Here is an 18,305-nt window from a genome sequence, read left to right on the forward strand (position 1 = left end):
TCGGAGGTTGGACAATTCAGGATCGGTCGCTGCGACGAGCCCGCATCGATGCATCGGAAAGCGGGATCAGCATTTCGTTCTGCAGATTTTCCAGCGGCAGCAGCGGCGACATGTCTTCCTGGGGCATCGACAACATCGATCCATCCGGCTGCGGCAGCGCGGCGACCTTGGGCGCCAGGATTTCGTTGGGAATCAGGCAGACTTCGATCAGCTTCGGCCCCGGCGTCGCCAGCCCGGCGCGAAGGCCTTCATCCAGGTCGGTGGCATCGGCGATACGCTTGAAGGGCAGGCCGTAGGTGTTCGCCACTTTCTCCAGATCAGGCAGCATCAGTCCGGCTTCCGGCCCGGTCCCGATGTAACGCTCAGAAAAATAGTTGCGCTGCGTGTTGCGGATCGATGCATAGCCGCCGTTGTTCATGATGATCAAGGTGATCGGCAGGTTTTGGGCGACCAGCGTCGCCAGTTCCTGGAGGTTGAGTTGCAGGCTGCCGTCGCTCTCGACCGCGACCATCGGCTTGCTGCCGTTGGCCAGGCAGGCGCCGATGGCGGCCGGCAGACCATAGCCCATCGAGCCGAGTCCGGAGGTCAGGAAGACGCGCTGTCCGGGCTTGTTGCGGAACACCGTGTAGAACACTTCCACGGCCAGCCCGGAACTGCCGGTGCTGACCAGCGTATCGGGCGGGATGGCGTCCGACAACGCGGAAACGAAGTGGTAGTGATTGATCGGTCCGCAGCTCGGAAAGGCGGCGCCATCGTTTACCGGGTAGCACCGCTTCCAGTCGGCGCACCGGGCGATCCACGGCTTGGTGTCCGGGGTGCTGGCCGGTAGCGGCTGGCGGGCCAGAGCCTCGATCAGGATCTTGGCGTCGGCGACGATGGACAGGCTGATTTCCATGTCCAGCTTGGCAATTTCGTTGGCGTCGACGTCGCAGACCACTTTCTTCGCCGCGCGGGCAAAGCCGCGCGGATTGTAGGCGGTAATGATGTTGTCGAGGCGGCAGCCGATGCTGATCAGCAGGTCGCAGTTCTGTACCGCGAAGTTGGCGCCGCGCAACGCCACCACGCCGGGGCGGCCAACGCACAGCGGGTGATCCCAGGGCAGCAGGTCAAGCGCATTCCAGGTCATCGCAACGGGAATCTGCAGGCGTTCCGCCAGTCCGGCGAAGTCCTGCGCCGCGCCGGCCAGGCGAACGCCGTGGCCGGCCAGCAGCAGCGGACGTTCGGCCTGGGCGATGAGTGCCAGCAACTGACGGCAGGCCGCGTCGAAATCAGCAGCCGGTAAGGGTTCCGGTGTGAAACCCGGCAGCTCGGCCGGGTCGATCGTGGCGGCCTGGACATCGAGCGGTATGTCCAGCCAGACCGGCCCGTTCCGACCGTCCTTCATCTCGAACAGGGCACGCTCGAGGTGGTAACGAATCTGCTTCGGGTCGTCGATGGTGACGGCGTATTTGGTGACCGATTTGACCATCGGCACGATATCGACTTCCTGCACGCCGCCCTGGCGCAGCGGCCGGCCGGCCAGCAGGTCGGGGCGTTTGACCTGGCCGGAAATGACGAGCAGCGGCGTCGATTCGATCCAGGCGCCGGCCACCGGCGTGATGGCATTGGTCGCCCCGGGTCCGGTGGTGACCATGCACACGCCGAAGCTTTCGCGTACCCGGCCCCAGGCTTCGGCGGCAATGCCGCAGGCCTGTTCGTGGTGGCAAGGCACCGGAATCAGCCGCTTTTCGCAAACCAGGGCATCGTTGAGATACATCGCGCCGCCGCCGGGCAGCAAGAAAACGTGTTCGGCGCCGGCATCGGCCAGCCGGCTCATCAGGTAGTCAGCAACGCGCATGGTCAGAGCCAGTGGGTAAGCAGGGTTTTGCGATGGGTGTTGGCGGCGATCGCCGGATCCGTATAGATCGAGTCGTCGCTAAAGTGGGTCGAGGATATTTCCTCGAAAACCACGCCGCCGGGCGAGAAGAATTTGTGCTTGACGCCGCGCTGGACGGTGATGACATCGCCCGGTTCGGCCTCGTGTTGCACCCCGTCGAGCCACAGCGTCAGCTTGCCGTGCAGGACCACGAAGGTTTCCTCTTTCTTGTAATGCAATTGCTCCGGGTGCGTCTGGCCGGGGAGCATGGCGATCAACTTCTTGCAGTATTCGCGATTGACCACCGTGACCATGATCAGACCGAATTCGCCGAAACGCTCCATGCCGTAGTGGTGGGATATTTCCAGGTCGGACTTGCCGGGTACGACGATGTTGCCGTCTTTCAGCAGTTTGCGGACGGCGGTCACGGCGGCATGAATCTGTTCCCGTTCGTGATGTATTTCGACATCGCTGCCGAGCAACGGGCGGCCGGCAGTCAGTGGCTGGACGGCGATGTGGTGGCAGTATTTCGACCATTGATTGGCGGTGATCTGGCCCGGAATGGCCGGGAAGGCAAAACAGACCGCACTGCCATCGACTGCTTCGCGGGTCGCTACCTGGCGCGTCAGGTAAACGCCGCGGCGCAGGCTGTGCAGGCTTTCCGCTTCGGCCTTGGTGGCGGCAGGCCAGGCCTCGCTGCCGCAAAGGACTTCGGCGCGCTGGGCGGCGGCCAGCCATTGCCGGACCTGCGCCGGGTTGGCTGAATAGGCATTGAGTGCATAGCGCTCGGTGGGCAGGCCGACATGCTTTTCAAACACCCGGGCGCCCTTGGCCAGCGCCAGCATCACCGGTTCGGTCTTGTCCGGTGATTCATGCGTCGAAAAGCCGATGCGAACCTCGGGATAGCGGGTGCGCAGCGCTTCAATGCGGGCGATATGGAGGTTCTCGTCAGGCGTCGGGTATTCGGCGACGCAGTGCATCAGGGTCAGTTGTTTGCTGCGATGGAGAAAGAAGCTGACGACGTTGTCGACATCTTCCGGCGTGGCGCCGGCCGTCGAGGCGACAATCGGCTTGTCGGTACGGGCGATGCGTTCGAGCAGCGGCCAGTCGGTCAGCGAGCAACTGGCTATCTTGATGACCTCGATGCCCTGCGCCTCGATGAGGTCCACCGAGGCTTCATCGAAGGGCGTGCACACCGTTTTGAAACCGCAGTCGCGCATGGCGGCGAGCAGGGTGGCGAATTGCTCGGTGGCCAGCCGGGTTTCCTCGAAGCGCTTGACGTATTTGACGTCCTCGCGGCCTTTGAAACTGGGATGGATGAAACTGTCGAGGTCGCGATATTGCAGCTTGAAGGCAAAGTCGAAATCGAAACCCTGGCAGGCTTCGTGAATAGCCCGGATGATGGCCACGCCATGGGCGGTGTCGCCCATGTGGTTGTTGGCCATCTCGAAAATGAATAGTGGTTTGGTCATCGATGTGCGCTCAGAAATTCGTTCCACAAAAGTCGCCGAGCGACTGCGCCATGTAGCGCAATTGCGCTTCGCCTAGGCCCGGCCAGAGGCCAAGCCAGAAGGTGCGTTGCATGATGGTGTCGGCGTTGTCGAGGCGACCGCTGATGCGGTAGGGGCGGTCGAGGAAATACGGTTGGCGCGTCAGGTTGCCGGCAAAAAGCAGGCGCGAGCCGATTTTGCGCTGGTCGAGAAAGCGCAGCAGGTCTACCCGGGCGAACGGGGCTGATTCGCGCAGGGTCAGCGGAAAGCCGAACCATGATGGGGCGCTGTCGGGACTCGCCTCGGGCAGAATGAAAAACTCGGCGAGGGGTTGCAGCAGCTCGCTCAACAGCGCAAAGTTTTGTCGCCGGGCGGCCACGAAGCCGTCGATCCGGGCCAGTTGCGCCAGCCCGATGGCGGCCTGCATGTCGGTGATCTTGAGGTTGTAGCCGGCGTGGGAGTACACGTACTTGTGGTCGTAGCCGGCCGGCAATTCGCCGAGTTGCCAGTCGAAACGTTTGCCGCAGGTATTGTCGCAGCCCGGATTGCACCAGCAGTCGCGGCCCCAGTCGCGGAACGATTCGAGGATGCGCTTGAGTTGCGGGTCGGAGGTGAAGACAGCGCCGCCTTCGCCCATGGTGATATGGTGGGCCGGATAGAACGACAGGGTGGCGATATCGCCCCAGGTGCCGACCTTGCGGCCGCCATGTTCCGAACCCAGCGCATCGCAGCAGTCTTCGATCAGCCACAGTCCGTGCCGGTCGGCGATGGCCTTCAGCGCGGCGATCTCCAGTGGATTGCCCAGGGTGTGGGCGAGCATGATCGCCTTGGTGCGCGGCGTGACGGCGGCGGCTATGGTTTCCGGCAAGGGGTTGTAGCTCGGGATGTGTGAGTCGACAAAGACCGGCACCAAGCCGTTTTGCAGGATCGGATTGACGGTGGTCGGAAAGCCGGCCGCCGCCGTGATTACCTCGTCGCCCGGCCGGAGTGCCCGGGCGCCGAGCTGTGGCGAGGTTAGGGCCGACAGGGCGAGCAGGTTGGCACTGGAGCCCGAGTTGCAGGTGAGGACGTGCGCGACGCCGAGATAGCTGGCGAGTTTAAGTTCGAACTCGGCGTTGAAGCGGCCGGTGGTCAGCCATCCGTCCAGCGCGGCGTCGACCAGATGAACGAATTCCTCCGGCCCCAATACCTTCCCGGACGGCGGAATCGCCTGCTGGCCGGGAACGAATTCCGGCTGCCGTTGGGTTTGGGTCGCGTAGGCGCGTACCTGGTCGAGAATGTCTTGGCGTTGCTTATCTGGGCTCATCGGGTGAATTGGGTGTCCGCACGTACTGATTGATCTGGTCACGACTGAAAGACTGCATGTCATGTCCGCTCAGCCAGGCGCGATGCCAGGCTACGGTGTGTCGGACTGCCTCGTTCAACGGCCATTTGGGGCGCCACTTTAGCATTTGTCTGGCGGCGTCCGTATTCAGGCGCAACAACTTTGCCTCGTGCGGGAACGACGTCGCCTCACTTTCCCAGCCTGCCGCTTCCGCCCAGTGGCGGCTGACAAGGTCGGCAAGGGCGGCGGTGGTGACGCAATCGGACAGCGCGGGGCCGAAATTCCAGGCACCGGCAAAAGCCACATCCTCGGTCAAGCGCTCGGCCAGCATCAGGTAGCCGGCCAAGGGCTCCAGCGCATGCTGCCAGGGGCGAATGGCGTCCGGGAAGCGGAGTTTTGCCCGGCGCCCTTCGGCAAAGGCGCAGAGCAGGTCGGGAACCAGGCGATTGGCTGCCCAGTCACCGCCGCCGATGACATTCCCGGCGCGGGCTGTCGCCAGGCGGGCAGCATCCGGGCCGTCGAAAAACGAACGGTGATAGGCGGCGACAACCAGTTCGGCGCAGGCCTTGCTGCTGCTGTACGGATCGCTGCCGCCCATCGGGTCCGATTCACGATAGTCATGCAGGGTTTCCCGGTTGTCATAGCACTTGTCGGTCGTGACGACCACTATGGACTCGAGGTCAGGCGCGCGGCGGGCGGCTTCGAGTACGTTGACCGTGCCGATGACGTTGGTCGTGTAGGTGCCGACCGGGTCGCTGTAGCCTTCGCTGACCAGCGGCTGGGCGGCCAGGTGCAGCATGGTTTGCGGGGCCGACTCATGGATGGCCCGACTGAGACGTTCCGCGTCGCGAATGTCGCCGATGATCGAGTCCAGCGTTTCACCGGCCCGGGCCGCCGTGAACAAGTTGGGCCCGGCCGGCGGTGCCAGCGCGTAGCCGGTGACCTGGGCGCCGAGTTCGCTCAGCCAGAGGGCCAGCCAGCTTCCCTTGAAGCCCGTATGTCCGGTCAGGAAAACCCTGCGGCCACGCCAATATTCGGGATTCACCATATTTTCCATGGGGCATTTCCGGACTGCCATAGATCTTCGAGCAGCATTTTGTCGCGCAGCGTATCCATCGGCTGCCAGAATCCTTCGTGCTTCCAGGCTCCCAGTTGCCCACGGCTGGCCAGTTCGTGCAGCGGCTTGCCCTCCCAGGATTGTTGGTCGTTGTCGATCAGGTCGAGGACCTCGGGTTGCAGGACAAAAAATCCACCGTTGATCGTGCCGCCCTCGCCATGCGGCTTTTCCTGAAAACGCGAGACGCGATTGTCGGCAATATCCAGTGCCCCGAACCGTCCGGGCGGGGTTACCGCGCAGACCGTCGCGGCGAGGCCTTGCTGGCGATGAAACTCGATTTGCCGGGTGATGTCGATGTCCGCCACGCCATCGCCGTAGGTGAAGCAGAACGGCTCGTCGGCATCGATGAATTGGCGGACGCGCCTCAGGCGGCCGCCGGTCATCGTCTGTTCGCCGGTGTCGACGAGGGTGACCCGCCAGGATTCCGCGTGCCGTTCGTGCACCTCCATCCGGTTGTTGACCATGTCGAAGGTCACATCGGAAGTGTGCAGGAAATAGTTGGCGAAATACTCCTTGACGACGTACCCCTTGTAGCCGAGGCAGATGATGAAATCGTTGATGCCGTGCGCCGAGTAAATTTTCAGGATGTGCCAGATGATCGGCTTGCCGCCGATCTCGATCATCGGCTTCGGCTTCAGATGCGATTCTTCGCTGATGCGGGTGCCCAATCCCCCGGCCAGAATGACTGCCTTCATGCTGTGACCACCCTGTTTTTTCCTGCCCCTTTTGCTTCGTACATCGCGTCGTCGGCTCTTTTGATCACCGTGGCCTGCGTGTCCTCCGCCTGCATTTGCGTAACCCCCGCGCTGAAGGTGATTAGCACTTTGTCGTTGCCGTTGAGGAAGAATTTCCTGGTCAGCTCGCGCTGCAGGCGGGTCAGCACAACCGTCGCGTCGTCGAGGGCGGTTTCCGGCAGCAGGATGATGAACTCCTCGCCGCCGTAGCGTGCCACCGTATCCTGCGGCCGCAGGGTTTCGCGGCAGACGGTGGCGAGGTGGATGAGCGCCTGGTCGCCGACGTCGTGGCCCAGCGAGTCGTTCAGTTTCTTGAAATTGTCGATGTCGAGCAGGCCGACACAGAGCAGGGTGTCGTGTCGTATTGAGCGGCCGATTTCCTTGGTGAAAATCTCTTCCAGGCCGCGTCGGTTGAGAACGCCGGTGAGCTGGTCGTGCCGAACGAGGTCGCTGGTCGCTTCGAGTTCGCCTTCCAGTTCGCGAATCCGCGTCTCCGACTCGCGAACTTTTTGCTGGGTCAAGCGCAGCTCGTCGCGCGACCGCTGGGCGTTGATCTGAATGGTGCGCGTTTCCTTGATCACTTCGCCAAGAACCGTCCCCAACTCGGAGATGTCGTTGGCGGCGCTGATCTTCTCGACACAGGCTTCGATTTTGTCGTGGTAGTCGGAAGTCGCTTCGGCAAAGTCGGCGAGATGGTCGACAAAGCCGGCCAGCATGTGCTTGATGGCCTCCCGGGCTTCGAAGAGGCTGGCCTTCAACAGGCTCTGCTTGTACAGAACCTCTTTCAGGCGCCGCTCCGCATCGTCGAGGGCGCGCTGGGAGAGCGGCTTGTCGATGATGCCGCGGACGACATCGACCTGACCATGAATCCAGCGGTCGTCGAGGACCAGTTCGGTGATGTTTTCGACGAGCAGGCGCAGCAGGTTGAGCAGACTGTGGCGAAGTTCGGCCTGGTCTTCGGCGAGCAATTCGAGCTTGAAGGCGAAGCGCTTCAGGCGGGTGAGAAACTCCCGCATCTGCGCGACGCTGGAGGCGGTACGAATGTCATTGGCCAGCGTTTTGGCATCGCTCGATAGCTGCGGGCTTTCAATCAGCTGGCTGGCGATGGCCGTTTCCAGCGTGAAGGCGAATAGCTGGCGGAACTCCGGTAGCAAGTCTTCCCCGGCGGCGCTCGCCGTCCCGGCCTCGGGCGGGCGGGGCGGTGCGACTTCGCTGCCGCTCCCGGCCTCTTGCTCGCGGCCTTGTCCCCATGAGCGGAGCAGGTTTTGCAGACGATTGAACAGGGTTTCCGGATTCGCCCCGCTGCTGGTCAGCACATGCTCAAGCGACTCGCGTTTGCGCGCCACGGTGAGGCCGAAATGCTTTGCGTCCCATTGCCGCAGGAGGTCGGAAATCAGTTCCGACCAGGCCAGTTTCTGCGTTTCGGCGAGCGCCGCGACAAATTCGGCCAAATGGCTTTTGTAGTCGTCCCAATTGGCGGCCTTGACCGCTTCGTCAAGCTGTCTGGCCAGGCGCAACTGCTCCGGTGTGGCTTTGGGCAGGGCGGCGGCGAGAGAGCGGAGCTGCTTCTCCGGGAAAACTTCGGCGGCCGGCTTGGTGCCGGCGATTTCCTGGTAGAGCGTCTGATAATTGTCCGGTGTCGGCGGGATGCGGCGGGCCGCAAGCAGGCGTAGCGCCTCGCGGGCAATTTCGAATGGATTGGTCAGTGTGGTCATGTTGTAAGTCAGCCGATCAGGCTATAATCTGCCGCCGCGTTACGGGCCCCCGTAGCATGAAGGTCGTGCAGTTGATTTGTAATCATCAGGTAGCGGTTCGATTCCGTTCGGGGGCACCAGTAAAATCAAACAGTTAAGCCATTCTTCGGAGTGGCTTTTTTGTTTTTCATTCTCTATTGCTCCTTGGTTGCTCCGGTGGCGATCAACGCTTTTCTGGCCGCCCGTTAATCAATTCCCCATGATAACTTGGGGTGGAGTAGGGCAGGAAGTATTTGCAAGCGACTCCTACGCAGGGAACTGCCCACGCATTCCCACTATCTGCGAGCCCAGTTTTGTGAGCCGGCGGTGTATGTCTTGAGATGATCATGGTGCGTGATCCCAAGCAAGATCCTGTGGATTTTAGATTTTTTCAATCACATATCACCTCATCGAGAAGGTGATCGTCTGCCCTAAAACATGGCAAATCGGCCAAATCAAAGCATTTAGCCTTGCGGTACCTCACTCCTAATCCCGTTCAATTCAGCGAATACCAGAGATGGTGTTCGCTGATTTCGTTCGTCCTTTCTATCCTCAGGAGTCAGACAATGAACATTCAATGCCCAAGCTGTCACTCTGCACGTATCTCAACCCGTAATCGCGCCAAAAAGGCTGGTGGCGTCATCGGCACACTCGGTGGTGCAGCGAGCGGTGCTGTTGGAGCTCTTTCTGGCAGTGAAATTGGCATGACCGTTGGCGTAGTTGCCGGTCCGCCCGGTATGATCGTCGGCAGCTTTCTCGGGGCAGTTATCGGTGCCATGCTGGGTGGCACGACTGGTGCTCTGGCCGGCGCCAAATTAGGCGAGGTCGTTGATGAGCGGATTCTCGACAACTATCTCTGTCTCGCATGCCGCTATACCTTCAGCAGCCTACCGGCTGACGCATAAGTTCAGTAACCCGCAACACAGCCAGCAAGGCCTTCGCGCCTGATTGGCAAACGTCTGTCTCGTCCAGAGCAGACCAGATTAACCTCTTCTCGCAGTATTCCACTCCCTCGTTGTACTGACCGCTGCTGTTTGTTCTCAGCAGCATCGTCACGTCCTCTTTTTCCCAAAGGAAATCACTATGGCTCACCTTGTTTCCCAAATGGCGTACGTCGGTGCCGAGCCCTGGCATGGGCTTGGCAATCATCTCCCCGCAAAACAACCCATCGAAGTCTGGCAAAAAGAAGCAGGTATGAATTGGCAGATTCTCGAAAGCCCTGTTCGTTTCATGGCCGACAGCATCGGTAGTCTGGGCTGCATCCATTCCTTCGAAGATCAAAAGGTGCTCTACCGCTCTGACACCAAGGAAGCCCTCTCGGTTGTGTCGCAGCGCTATCAAGTCGTCCAACCCAAGGAAGTCCTGGAGTTCTACCGCGATCTGACTGACGTTTCCGGCTACGAACTGGAGACGGCTGGTGTGCTCAAAGGAGGCAAGAAGTTTTGGGCCTTGGCACGTACCGGCCAATCGACTGCCTTGAAGGGCAACGACCAAGTGCGCGGCTATCTTTTGCTCGCCACGTCTTGTGACGGAAGTTTAGCGACTACGGCCACCCCGACCACTATCCGTGTCGTTTGCAACAACACACTGACCATCGCCGTGAATGGCGCCACGCAGGCGATCAAGGTGCCGCACAGCACGCGTTTCGATCCGCAGGCGGTCAAGCAGCAGTTGGGCATTGCCGTTTCTCAATATGATGGTTTTATGTACCGGATGAAGATCCTGGCCGAAAGGAAAGTGAAATCGCACGAGGCCATGAATTACTTTTTGCGCGTGATGTGCGATGTCCAGCCCGGCAACGTCGAGTCGGCGGGTTTGGCCAATGAGCGTGCCTTGAAGCGTGTCCAAGCGCTCTACGACGGACAAGGCAAGGGTGCTGAACTCGACGCGGCCAAGAATACCGCGTGGGGGTTACTCAACGCGGTCACTGAGTATGTGGATCACGAACGTCGTGCCCGCAGCACAGAGTACCGCATTGACTCGGCATGGTTTGGACAAGGTGCCGTCATTAAGCAGCGTGCCTTGGATACCGCGCTGCAGCTCGTCCCCTGAATCGCCATTTCACCATTCATCCCTCGCAAATGCCCAGTTCAGCTATTGGCTGACTGGGCATTTTGCATTTCTGTAAGGAGTAATTGCATGCAAGCAGAAACCTTACCCTGCGCCAGTCCGATCAAGAATCGTCCGGCACTCAAACTGGTCAAGACCAAGGAACTGCCGCGAGAAGATTGGCTCGCCGTGCGCAAGCAAGGGATTGGAAGTTCCGATGCAGCTACTGCTGTGGGTCTTAATCCCTATCAGTCGCCACTCGAACTGTGGCTCATTAAAACGGGTCGTGATGGTGGATTGCCCAAGGCCGATCCCCAGGATGAAGAATCGCCAATGTATTGGGGGAACATCCTGGAGCCGATCGTCGCTGCTCATTACACAAGGCGCACCGGTAATCGAGTACGGCGCATCAACGCGGTGTTGCAGCATCCTGATCCGAGCCTGCCGTGGATGTTGGCCAATATCGACCGCGAAGTCACCGGTGCGCCCGACGTCCAGATTTTGGAATGCAAAACGGCTGGCATCAATGGTGCGCGTCTCTGGAAGGAAGGCGTTCCTGAGTATGTCCAGTTGCAGGTGCATCACCAGTTGGCTGTTACCGGCAAGCAGGCCGCCGATGTTGCCGTCCTGCTCGGTGGTCAGCATCTGGAGATTCACCGGATCGAGCGTGACGAAACGCTGATTACTCGTCTCATTGAACTGGAAAGGCAGTTCTGGCGCTACGTCGAGACGGATACGCCGCCACCGGCCGATGGCTCCGACTCAGCCGATACCGCCTTGCGCTGTCTCTATCCCGCAGACCACGGCCAAACCGTGGACTTCAAGGATGAACGCAATCTGTCAGCCTGCTTTGCCGATCTGCTGGCCGTGCGTCAGTCGATTGCCGAACAGGAAAAGCTGGAAGCTCAACTGAAGCAAACCTTGCAGCAAGCCATGGGGGAGGCCAGTCGGGCCGATTTCGAGACCGGTAGCGTCACCTGGAAGCGGTCAAAGGACAGCGTAGTCATGGACATGACGCGCCTGCTCAAGGATCAGCCGGATCTGCAACAAAGCTATGCCGTCACCAAAGCCGGTAGCCGGCGCTTTCTCGTCCTCTGAATTTTATCCATCACAGCCCACCCCGTCACCGGACAGTCCGGTGTGGCGTGGGTTTTTTTTTAATTACAGGAGCACACCACATGTTGAAAGGTCTCGCCATTACACCGCCCGTTCTGGGTCGGATCTCTATCGGCAAGGTCGTCGAGAAAGCCGGTAAGCGCCTGCCGGAAAAGGACGATCAGTTCACGATCACCAGCCAGGTGCAAAACAAGGATGGCTGGTTGGTTCATCCGCTCGATGAAGGGTTGCGCAAGGAGCAGGGTGGAAAGATACGGAACATCCCGATCCGGCTGCTGTTCAACGATCCCGATCTTAACTTTCGAGCTGAGTACAGCCTGTTTGACCGCAGCACAGGGCGCCCTTTGTGCGTTGGAAATGGCGAAAGCTGCAAACGGCAGAGCGAAGACGGGATCAAAAGCCTGCCTTGTCTCTCACCGGATGGCTGTTCGCTGGCAAAAGGCGGTTCCTGCAAGCCCTATGGCCGGTTGAATGTGGCCCTCAGCGACGATGACCCCTTGGGCAGCTTCGTGTTCCGGACGACGGGTTTCAACAGTATTCGCACGCTGGCTGCTCGATTGCAGTACTTCCAGGCCATTTCCGGTAATCGGCTGTCCTGCCTGCCGCTGGAACTGCGCTTGCGCGGGAAGTCGACGCGTCAGAGTCACGGGACCCCGATCTACTACGTGGATATCACCGTGCGGGCTGGTTTGTCTGTCGAGGAGGCACTGACGGAGGCGAAGCGCTTGGAGGAAGCCAGACAGATGGCCGGATTCAACCAGGCAGCCTTGGATGAGGTAGCCCGACAGGGGTTGGGGAATGGCGCGTTCGAGGACAGCGAGGACGAAGGCGGAGCGGTAGTGGAAGAATTTTTCACGCCGGAGGCCATCACCGAGCACCAAGCCGTCTCTTCGGATGCAGCAAGGAGCGCTGGCAATCAGAATGAGTCGTCGCTTCTAGAAAAGCTTGAAAGATCAGGGCAGCCAAGGAAATCAGCCTGATTTTGCTACCTCAGAGGGGCGAATTGAATGTCCCAGCTTTTGCGCGGTACTGATCCAGGAAATCGCTGACATCCAGGGACAGGAGGTCGGCGATCTGGACAAACTCGGTGACGTCCAGTCGACGATCACCGGACTCGTATTTGGATACGTAGCTTTGTGGCTTGCCGAGCTGGGTCGCCACTTGCACTTGCGTCATTCCTGCATCTTCACGCGCTTGCGTGAGCAGCCCTCGGAAGATGGCGTACTGACGGGAGTGGAGCGACTTGACCATGACGCCACGGTAATGCTCGCTTGAGAAATATCCCGATATGGGATATTTTGCAAAAATGCAATTGTGCTCAGCCCAATCCCCTGTTTATTCGCAAATGCTCGATCTTTGATCCTTCGTGGCCCATGCGGGACGGCTCTTCGATTTCAGAAAGGAATTTCATGTACACCCAATCGCCTCTTGAAACCCTGGCCGCATTCGCTGTGACCTTCATCGCCGGTGCCCTATCGATCGTCACCATTTCAGCCTACGGGAAATGGATGAAGCACCAAGGCCGGCAGACCAGCGAATTCCAAGCGCAGTGATCGGGCTATCTACCCGAACACGTTACAAACAACTTCAAGGACATCAACATGTCGATAGACATTCAGAAATTTACTGCCGATGAAATTACGCTTGAAAAGCTCGATACGCTGGTGATGCGTCGCGAATCGTTTCAAGTCGTGGCCGTCTCCAATATCGGTGCAGTGGTCGAGAAAATTGAAGGGCGCATCGAGAAGGCCGACCTGAAATGTCGGGTCTATTCCGAATACCGCTCGGCATCGATGGCTGCCTCGTTCAGTCCGGCCGCGCTATTCGGCATTGGCTCGGCGTTGGCGATTGGCGTACACAACCTGGCAACCTTCAACCCTGACTACGAGATTGGCAAGAATAAGGTGGCCGGTACGGTGACGGTGCTTTACAAGAAGTAGGGCACCGACAAGTTAGCAGACCAAAGGGAGGTCAAATGAAAAAACTGATTGCTGTTCTAGGCGGACTATTGCTTGGCAATGTCGCGTTGGCCTGCAATATGGACCGCGATAATTGCGCGGACGTGATGCTGCCAGAACTGAAGAGGTATTCCGATGAACTGGCTGCCAACCCAAACTGGAAGAAGAATGCCGATCCAGCCGATGCGGCAAGCATTAAGCGCTACCAAAGTCGGTTGGATATGTGTAGCACGAACAAGTGTGTGAATGAAACACTGTTCTACTTCACCAACCAGATGCGTGGATTGGCGGGTAAGTATCGTCAAGCTGCTGCGCCCACCAAAATCGTTCCAGCCCAAATTCAGGACAAATGGTCAGGTCAATGTGTAGTTGCAGCCAAGCCTGGTGTGAATGCCTATGTCGATCAGAGCGGTGCCAGCAAGGCAGGTGACGTGTCTGAATACATTGGGTACACCGTTACTCAGTCAGCCGACAAGTACGTTGGATTAAAGGTTGCCGAAAGCGGCAAGTTTGCCGGTTGGGCTAAAAAGTCAGAGCTCCAAATGCAGGATTTGAGGAACTGTAACTGACTCGAATACGGCAAGGGGACTCCGGTCCTCTTGTTTTTCAATGAGCTTGTTTTTTTGCATGAGATAGCGCTAAGGTACATCAGTCGCCGGTATTACGCAGGCCAACGGCATCAATGCGAATCCAGTTCATCGCAGTAGTCTCAAGGGACTATCCGTAGTCTACAAGTCCATAAGGTCGAATAGCCCGCACTCTGCCTGAGACAATAATGCCTATATTGATTTTAGGTAGATGTTGACACTGAATTCAACTCAGCTTTTTGGAAGTGCTAATCGAATAAACTGGGGAAGATCGCTCGGGCCATTTGCTCCCGATAGATAGGAAATTCCTCGATGTAGATGTAGGCGGAAGTAATGTGAGAGCGCCTCCTTTATCGGAGGGATGCCATCTTCCTCTGCACGGGACAACAGCAACCCCCAATACACGTAGTCGGCACCGCCAGTAAATGTCTTCCAACTCATTTCGACGGAACTATCGGAAGGAATAATTTCTTCGGGCGGCTTGGTCGGCTGGTTAATCGAAAGGCAAAACGCCCAACGACACAGCACATTCCAGTTCGCTATTCCCGTGCGACGCTTCATGGTGATTAGTTGCGTCTTGGCTTTTTCGGAAATCCTCACGGTTTCGATCGGTGTCATGCCTCTACCTTAGGATGAGAGTGTGCGAAATAGCCATCGACAAACCGTGACATTTTTGCCGACTCATCGTGTTCGATTAGGTAATACCTCCCAACAGAGGGACTCAACTGCTCCAGGTATTTGCCCACGACCTCTTCGTCGGTCGATAGGAGGATGACCTGATGGCTGGCAGTAGGAAAATAATTCTGGACCAAGGTACCGCGATGCTTGCTGTCCAATCGACTGAGAGGCGTATCGATGACCGCTGGCAAATAGCGCCCAGATGCATGAGCCAGAGCCCATAGGGTTGCCACTGCAAGTAACTGACGCTCCCCTGCGGAAAGCCGGTGCGCCGGAACAAGTTGTCCGGCAGGATTGGTGACTGAAATCTGAAACGATTCAGGATCAATAGCAACGCCGTGAACGAGCGATTTTTTCCTTATGAGACGTTGGAAGTGCTTCAAGATCGATTGTTCGAGACGATGCAAATTATTTGCTAAAAGGCGTTCCCGAAAGATTGCCAACGCCTTTCGTCCCCTAGATGAATGTTCAATTACTCGCCTGGATACTTCGTCGCGTGCCAATCGCTCGCCAAGCTTTTCCGCTTCACGTTCGGCCTGTGCCTGGAGTCGCTCCAGTTTTATTCTTTGAGCGGAAACATCACCATCCAGCAAGCCTATCATTGCTTCTAATCTGGCTCGATTGGTCCTGATCGTGTCCACCTCCTTCTGGACACGCAATAGCTCATCGGTTGTAGGAACAGCAGCGAGGTTCCGTTCGACCGTGATTAGATGCTCTTCCGCCACCTCAAGATCCCGCAATGCTTGCTCGGCTACCCGCCCTATCGCCTCGGTTGCTTCGCGTCCATATTGGTTAAGTAACTCTTCGGAAATTCTCCACTTTGATACGAATGGTTGATATCTGCGTGCTCGGTCCTCCTTTAGATGAGAGCGCAATTTCGCCAAGGCGGGTTTCTCCAACCCGAGGCTGCCGACAAACTCTTCGATGAAAGCGTCTCTTGATTCAGCCTCCATTTTCAAAACATCGATGTTGCCGTTGTGCTTTGCCTCCAATGCCTTCGAATAGGCAACTTCCAGGGTTTTTGCAGGAATCATTAACGGTAACGCTCCTGCCGCCAGCGTCCGCAATTCGTCCTCGATTTTCGCTTTTTTCTTACGATAATATTCCTGCTCAGAGACGAGCTGATTATGCTGGGTCAGAAGGTCCCCACCTAAGCGTTTGTACTCTGCCAAAACAGTAGTTTCCATTTTTTCAACAGAATCCAGTTCGTTCTGGATGGACGCCTTCCTTTGCATGTTCAATTCGAGCTCTTTTCGGAGCTCGTTACGTTGTGCCTCTACGGCTTGTAACAACGATTTGTCGCTTTCAGTTGCCGTATCAGTCATCCGTTTGCGTTCGACCAGCTGAAGGCTCCGCAACAAATTTTCTACTAGGTCGATTCCAAGGAGTGAATGGATTCCCACCCTGAGCAATGTTGCGGAACGCTGGGGATCGGCCAACGCTTCGATTTTCTCACCATCGAAAAAGAACAAATCAGCAATTTGTGATGGCATGAAATCCTCAACGAATTCCACCCATCGAGTCGAGGCCACTGCATCGTGATCCCCATTGCGGAATACCTCTAGGTTTTCCTTGACGCTACCTCCACGTTTTTGCCAGGTCCGGCATACGCGGATATGTGTATCTTGCCCATTAGCCCGTGCACGGAAGGCAAACTCGACACCGGCCCCTTGGTGTGGCGGGGCGTCACAATTGATCATGGATTCAAGATAGTCCGGGTAGCTCACTCGCTCTCTTCCTGAGCAGCGGGCGCTTTTCCCGTAGAGGGCGAGTTGCATCGCATCCAAAAACGTCGTCTTTCCCGCTCCATTCAAGGCGCCGATTAGGACTACAGGGCTTTCCGGTGTCACTTCCAAGTCTATTCGGTGTTCGCCCCGATATACGCCAAAATTGTTCAATACCACCTGCTCAAAAATCATACGTCCAGTTCCTGTGCAGGTTGTTCGTCGGGAATGTAAGTAAAGACGTCAGCGGCATCGCGCATCTCATACATCAGTTCGTTGCCCGCTGCTTTTCGTAGAAGCGCAAAATCAAGTGCCTGGTCTTCGTTATCAAAGGAGCGCATTTCGAGCACATTTTCCAGCTCGCCGTGCAAGCCTACTCGCCGTATAGCGCCTCGATAGCCGTGCTGGATCCCCAACTGCTCACGCAATACGTTGAACAGTAGCTGTTTCGAATTCTGCGACCCGCTCTGCGGTGATTCGAGCGCTATCTCCCTGCAAACATCGCGTAGCAGGCGAATGTCATCGGGTCTAAATGGGGTCGTCTCATCCAATTCGGGGCTTGGATAATTTGTCCCTGTCACACTCAAGTAAATTTCAGGCGCAGAGTCTTCAAACTCTCGCTTTTGAATTACCCATATCCTGCGAATTTCTTCCAGTTCTTCGAGGGTGATGATAGAAAAATCTGGTACTGATTTTGGCAAATTATTCCGTATAGTCTCCTGCGCACGCAGGAGCTCTCCAAGCATCGTTTCACGGTATTCTTGGGTATAGGGGCCGTGAACTAACGTCGCGATTTTTTCTATCTTGTACGTTGTCTCGTGTTTTTTTCCACCTTCGTCGATGACCCGAGTTTCCAGAATTAGCACCTTGCGATTCGGTAACGGATAACCATCTTCTTCAGTACTTGTCGTCGACAATCTCCGCACCAGCTTTTCGCTGATTAGCTTACCCGGACGGGCTGAAGGTATGGCGCGCCCAGCGCTTTTGATGCCGAGGAACTGGAGTTGGAGGCTGCCGTCCATTTTGGTGAACTCTCGCAAGTGCCTGTCACCTTCGGTTTTTAGATATTCATTGCGGAATTTCAGCAATGGCATCATCCATTGCCTATCCTCGTCGTTCTGAATCATCGCCTGCATGGATTTGTCTTCCGAAACCATGGTGCAGACGAAGCATCCGAATCTGCTATCTCCACAACTCGGCGTGCTTTTGTCTACGACTAGAGGGCACTCTGCATCCGGCGTTGCTCCCCGATAGATATGAAATAGCTCAATATTGTCGTAATTCCAGGGGTTCTCGTTTTCGATGAGATATTCCCAGACATCGGCGCTAGTCCAAGTTGATACGGGGGTGTAAACCCATACTCGATCGAGATTCGCGTCGGCATTCCTGCTCAAGAGCTCTCGGGTGCTGTTCTCGTACTTGGCCAACACTTTGTCCCGTGCGCTGCTTTCGGCCTTGCGAGAGCCCAGAACAAGTATCGCCTCCCCCTGGTTGTTTGCCAGTTCGGTGATGAATGTGTTCGATGCGTTAATCTTTAGTCGGCTAGTGCACCAGCGAAACAAAGGGCGTGGCGCAGGATACCCCCTGCCAATCAGGTTTACCCAAAACCTGTCCTCGAGCTTGGGGGTTAGACGATGCGGGATGATAGGCATTTGCTGTTCGTTAGCAGCCTTTTGCATGGTCTCAAGCGAATTCGTGACCCAGATGGCTACAACGGGATTCTCGACAAGCGTATCGGTGCTGATAACGTGGATTGGCTTGGTGCGATTTTCAACAGGGAGTGCTGATATGGCTTTCCATATCAGTTGTAGAGTGGCAGTCGAATCTTTCCCACCGCTGTAACCGACAACCCAAGGAAGAGAGTCACTCAGGTAAAGGTCCTGTGTATTGCGTATCGCGGTTTCGACACGCTCTTCCATCGTAATTTTTTTTTGCTCCAT

General features: G+C 57.3%; 17 protein-coding genes and 1 tRNA gene. 8 read left to right on the top strand and 10 right to left on the bottom strand.

Annotated features, from left to right (window positions below; all coding sequences use genetic code 11):
- Nucleotides 1-16 precede the first annotated feature (16 nt).
- The 6 genes from ACLIKD_RS02315 to ACLIKD_RS02340 are packed head-to-tail and all read right to left on the bottom strand — an operon-like array spanning nucleotide 17 to nucleotide 8,235.
- Nucleotides 17-1,837 (bottom strand): thiamine pyrophosphate-binding protein, encoded by a 1,821-nt coding sequence (locus ACLIKD_RS02315; protein ID WP_428827004.1) that lies wholly within the window; start codon nucleotides 1,835-1,837, stop codon nucleotides 17-19.
- A gap of 2 nt (nucleotides 1,838-1,839) precedes the next feature.
- A complete protein-coding gene (locus ACLIKD_RS02320) occupies nucleotides 1,840-3,327 on the bottom strand; it encodes an N-acetylneuraminate synthase family protein (RefSeq protein WP_428827005.1) in 1,488 nt (495 codons plus the stop codon).
- A 10-nt stretch (nucleotides 3,328-3,337) separates the two neighbouring features.
- Nucleotides 3,338-4,651 (bottom strand): lipopolysaccharide biosynthesis protein RfbH, encoded by a 1,314-nt coding sequence (gene rfbH / locus ACLIKD_RS02325; protein ID WP_428827006.1) that lies wholly within the window; start codon nucleotides 4,649-4,651, stop codon nucleotides 3,338-3,340.
- The gene (gene rfbG, locus ACLIKD_RS02330; RefSeq protein ID WP_428827007.1) at nucleotides 4,638-5,726 is read right to left on the bottom strand and encodes a CDP-glucose 4,6-dehydratase; all 1,089 of its coding nucleotides are present in this window, start codon (nucleotides 5,724-5,726) and stop codon (nucleotides 4,638-4,640) included. Before rfbG ends, rfbH begins: the two co-directional genes overlap by 14 nt.
- Nucleotides 5,711-6,481, bottom strand: a complete 771-nt coding sequence (gene rfbF / locus ACLIKD_RS02335) for a glucose-1-phosphate cytidylyltransferase (RefSeq protein ID WP_226418706.1) — start codon at nucleotides 6,479-6,481, stop codon at nucleotides 5,711-5,713. The genes rfbG and rfbF overlap by 16 nt, the downstream gene beginning before the upstream one ends.
- Nucleotides 6,478-8,235, bottom strand: a complete 1,758-nt coding sequence (locus tag ACLIKD_RS02340; protein ID WP_428827008.1) for a diguanylate cyclase — start codon at nucleotides 8,233-8,235, stop codon at nucleotides 6,478-6,480. The genes rfbF and ACLIKD_RS02340 overlap by 4 nt, the downstream gene beginning before the upstream one ends.
- 45 nt (nucleotides 8,236-8,280) lie before the next feature.
- On the opposite strand from ACLIKD_RS02340, the gene ACLIKD_RS02345 reads away from it, so the two are divergent.
- From ACLIKD_RS02345 to ACLIKD_RS02365, 5 genes are all read left to right on the top strand, one after another.
- Nucleotides 8,281-8,354: transfer RNA gene (locus tag ACLIKD_RS02345), tRNA-Thr, on the top strand.
- A gap of 465 nt (nucleotides 8,355-8,819) precedes the next feature.
- The gene (locus ACLIKD_RS02350) at nucleotides 8,820-9,158 is read left to right on the top strand and encodes a hypothetical protein (RefSeq protein WP_428827009.1); all 339 of its coding nucleotides are present in this window, start codon (nucleotides 8,820-8,822) and stop codon (nucleotides 9,156-9,158) included.
- Between the two features lie 178 nt (nucleotides 9,159-9,336).
- Nucleotides 9,337-10,305 carry a DUF932 domain-containing protein gene (locus ACLIKD_RS02355; RefSeq protein WP_428827010.1) on the top strand — a complete coding sequence of 323 codons (969 nt, stop codon included), beginning with the start codon at nucleotides 9,337-9,339 and terminating at the stop codon, nucleotides 10,303-10,305.
- 87 nt (nucleotides 10,306-10,392) lie between these two features.
- Nucleotides 10,393-11,400: a YqaJ viral recombinase family protein gene (locus ACLIKD_RS02360; RefSeq protein WP_428827011.1), complete on the top strand. Its 1,008-nt coding sequence runs from the start codon at nucleotides 10,393-10,395 to the stop codon at nucleotides 11,398-11,400.
- An 80-nt stretch (nucleotides 11,401-11,480) separates the two neighbouring features.
- Complete coding sequence (locus ACLIKD_RS02365; protein ID WP_428827012.1) at nucleotides 11,481-12,398, top strand: hydrolase or metal-binding protein; 918 nt, start codon at nucleotides 11,481-11,483, stop codon at nucleotides 12,396-12,398.
- 10 nt (nucleotides 12,399-12,408) lie between these two features.
- Here the strand turns inward: ACLIKD_RS02365 and ACLIKD_RS02370 are convergent, their stop codons facing one another.
- Nucleotides 12,409-12,669 (bottom strand): helix-turn-helix domain-containing protein, encoded by a 261-nt coding sequence (locus tag ACLIKD_RS02370; RefSeq protein ID WP_428827013.1) that lies wholly within the window; start codon nucleotides 12,667-12,669, stop codon nucleotides 12,409-12,411.
- Nucleotides 12,670-12,827: 158 nt separating this feature from the next.
- Between ACLIKD_RS02370 and ACLIKD_RS02375 the strand changes: the two genes are divergently transcribed.
- Genes ACLIKD_RS02375 through ACLIKD_RS02385 form a run of 3 tightly spaced genes read left to right on the top strand, consistent with a single transcriptional unit; the run spans nucleotide 12,828 to nucleotide 13,945 of the window.
- Nucleotides 12,828-12,971, top strand: coding sequence for a hypothetical protein (locus ACLIKD_RS02375; RefSeq protein WP_428827014.1), 144 nt, complete (start codon nucleotides 12,828-12,830; stop codon nucleotides 12,969-12,971).
- A 48-nt stretch (nucleotides 12,972-13,019) separates the two neighbouring features.
- A complete protein-coding gene (locus tag ACLIKD_RS02380) occupies nucleotides 13,020-13,358 on the top strand; it encodes a hypothetical protein (RefSeq protein WP_428827015.1) in 339 nt (112 codons plus the stop codon).
- A 35-nt stretch (nucleotides 13,359-13,393) separates the two neighbouring features.
- Nucleotides 13,394-13,945: a hypothetical protein gene (locus tag ACLIKD_RS02385; protein ID WP_428827016.1), complete on the top strand. Its 552-nt coding sequence runs from the start codon at nucleotides 13,394-13,396 to the stop codon at nucleotides 13,943-13,945.
- A 249-nt stretch (nucleotides 13,946-14,194) separates the two neighbouring features.
- Here ACLIKD_RS02385 and dndE read toward each other — a convergent pair whose 3' ends face one another.
- The 3 genes from dndE to dndC are packed head-to-tail and all read right to left on the bottom strand — an operon-like array spanning nucleotide 14,195 to nucleotide 18,305.
- The gene (gene dndE, locus ACLIKD_RS02390; protein WP_428827017.1) at nucleotides 14,195-14,581 is read right to left on the bottom strand and encodes a DNA sulfur modification protein DndE; all 387 of its coding nucleotides are present in this window, start codon (nucleotides 14,579-14,581) and stop codon (nucleotides 14,195-14,197) included.
- Complete coding sequence (gene dndD, locus ACLIKD_RS02395; protein WP_428827018.1) at nucleotides 14,578-16,560, bottom strand: DNA sulfur modification protein DndD; 1,983 nt, start codon at nucleotides 16,558-16,560, stop codon at nucleotides 14,578-14,580. The genes dndE and dndD overlap by 4 nt, the downstream gene beginning before the upstream one ends.
- On the bottom strand, nucleotides 16,557-18,305 hold the full coding sequence (gene dndC / locus ACLIKD_RS02400; RefSeq protein ID WP_428827019.1) for a DNA phosphorothioation system sulfurtransferase DndC: 1,749 nt from the start codon (nucleotides 18,303-18,305) through the stop codon (nucleotides 16,557-16,559). The genes dndD and dndC overlap by 4 nt, the downstream gene beginning before the upstream one ends.

Source organism: Azonexus sp. IMCC34842, from assembly GCF_050368855.1.
Taxonomy (GTDB): domain Bacteria; phylum Pseudomonadota; class Gammaproteobacteria; order Burkholderiales; family Rhodocyclaceae; genus Azonexus; species Azonexus denitrificans_A.

Excerpts from the sequence above, each read along its gene's own strand:
- ACLIKD_RS02380 (WP_428827015.1), top strand. The coding sequence starts at position 13,020 with ATGTCGATAGACATTCAGAAATTTACTGCCGATGAAATTACGCTTGAA.
- rfbF (WP_226418706.1), bottom strand. The coding sequence starts at position 6,481 with ATGAAGGCAGTCATTCTGGCCGGGGGATTGGGCACCCGCATCAGCGAA.
- ACLIKD_RS02375 (WP_428827014.1), top strand. The coding sequence starts at position 12,828 with ATGTACACCCAATCGCCTCTTGAAACCCTGGCCGCATTCGCTGTGACC.
- rfbH (WP_428827006.1), bottom strand. The coding sequence starts at position 4,651 with ATGAGCCCAGATAAGCAACGCCAAGACATTCTCGACCAGGTACGCGCC.
- ACLIKD_RS02340 (WP_428827008.1), bottom strand. The coding sequence starts at position 8,235 with ATGACCACACTGACCAATCCATTCGAAATTGCCCGCGAGGCGCTACGC.
- ACLIKD_RS02350 (WP_428827009.1), top strand. The coding sequence starts at position 8,820 with ATGAACATTCAATGCCCAAGCTGTCACTCTGCACGTATCTCAACCCGT.
- dndD (WP_428827018.1), bottom strand. The coding sequence starts at position 16,560 with ATGATTTTTGAGCAGGTGGTATTGAACAATTTTGGCGTATATCGGGGC.
- dndC (WP_428827019.1), bottom strand. The coding sequence starts at position 18,305 with ATGGAGCAAAAAAAAATTACGATGGAAGAGCGTGTCGAAACCGCGATA.
- ACLIKD_RS02320 (WP_428827005.1), bottom strand. The coding sequence starts at position 3,327 with ATGACCAAACCACTATTCATTTTCGAGATGGCCAACAACCACATGGGC.
- ACLIKD_RS02360 (WP_428827011.1), top strand. The coding sequence starts at position 10,393 with ATGCAAGCAGAAACCTTACCCTGCGCCAGTCCGATCAAGAATCGTCCG.
- ACLIKD_RS02355 (WP_428827010.1), top strand. The coding sequence starts at position 9,337 with ATGGCTCACCTTGTTTCCCAAATGGCGTACGTCGGTGCCGAGCCCTGG.
- rfbG (WP_428827007.1), bottom strand. The coding sequence starts at position 5,726 with ATGGAAAATATGGTGAATCCCGAATATTGGCGTGGCCGCAGGGTTTTC.
- ACLIKD_RS02365 (WP_428827012.1), top strand. The coding sequence starts at position 11,481 with ATGTTGAAAGGTCTCGCCATTACACCGCCCGTTCTGGGTCGGATCTCT.
- ACLIKD_RS02370 (WP_428827013.1), bottom strand. The coding sequence starts at position 12,669 with ATGGTCAAGTCGCTCCACTCCCGTCAGTACGCCATCTTCCGAGGGCTG.
- ACLIKD_RS02385 (WP_428827016.1), top strand. The coding sequence starts at position 13,394 with ATGAAAAAACTGATTGCTGTTCTAGGCGGACTATTGCTTGGCAATGTC.
- ACLIKD_RS02315 (WP_428827004.1), bottom strand. The coding sequence starts at position 1,837 with ATGCGCGTTGCTGACTACCTGATGAGCCGGCTGGCCGATGCCGGCGCC.
- dndE (WP_428827017.1), bottom strand. The coding sequence starts at position 14,581 with ATGACACCGATCGAAACCGTGAGGATTTCCGAAAAAGCCAAGACGCAA.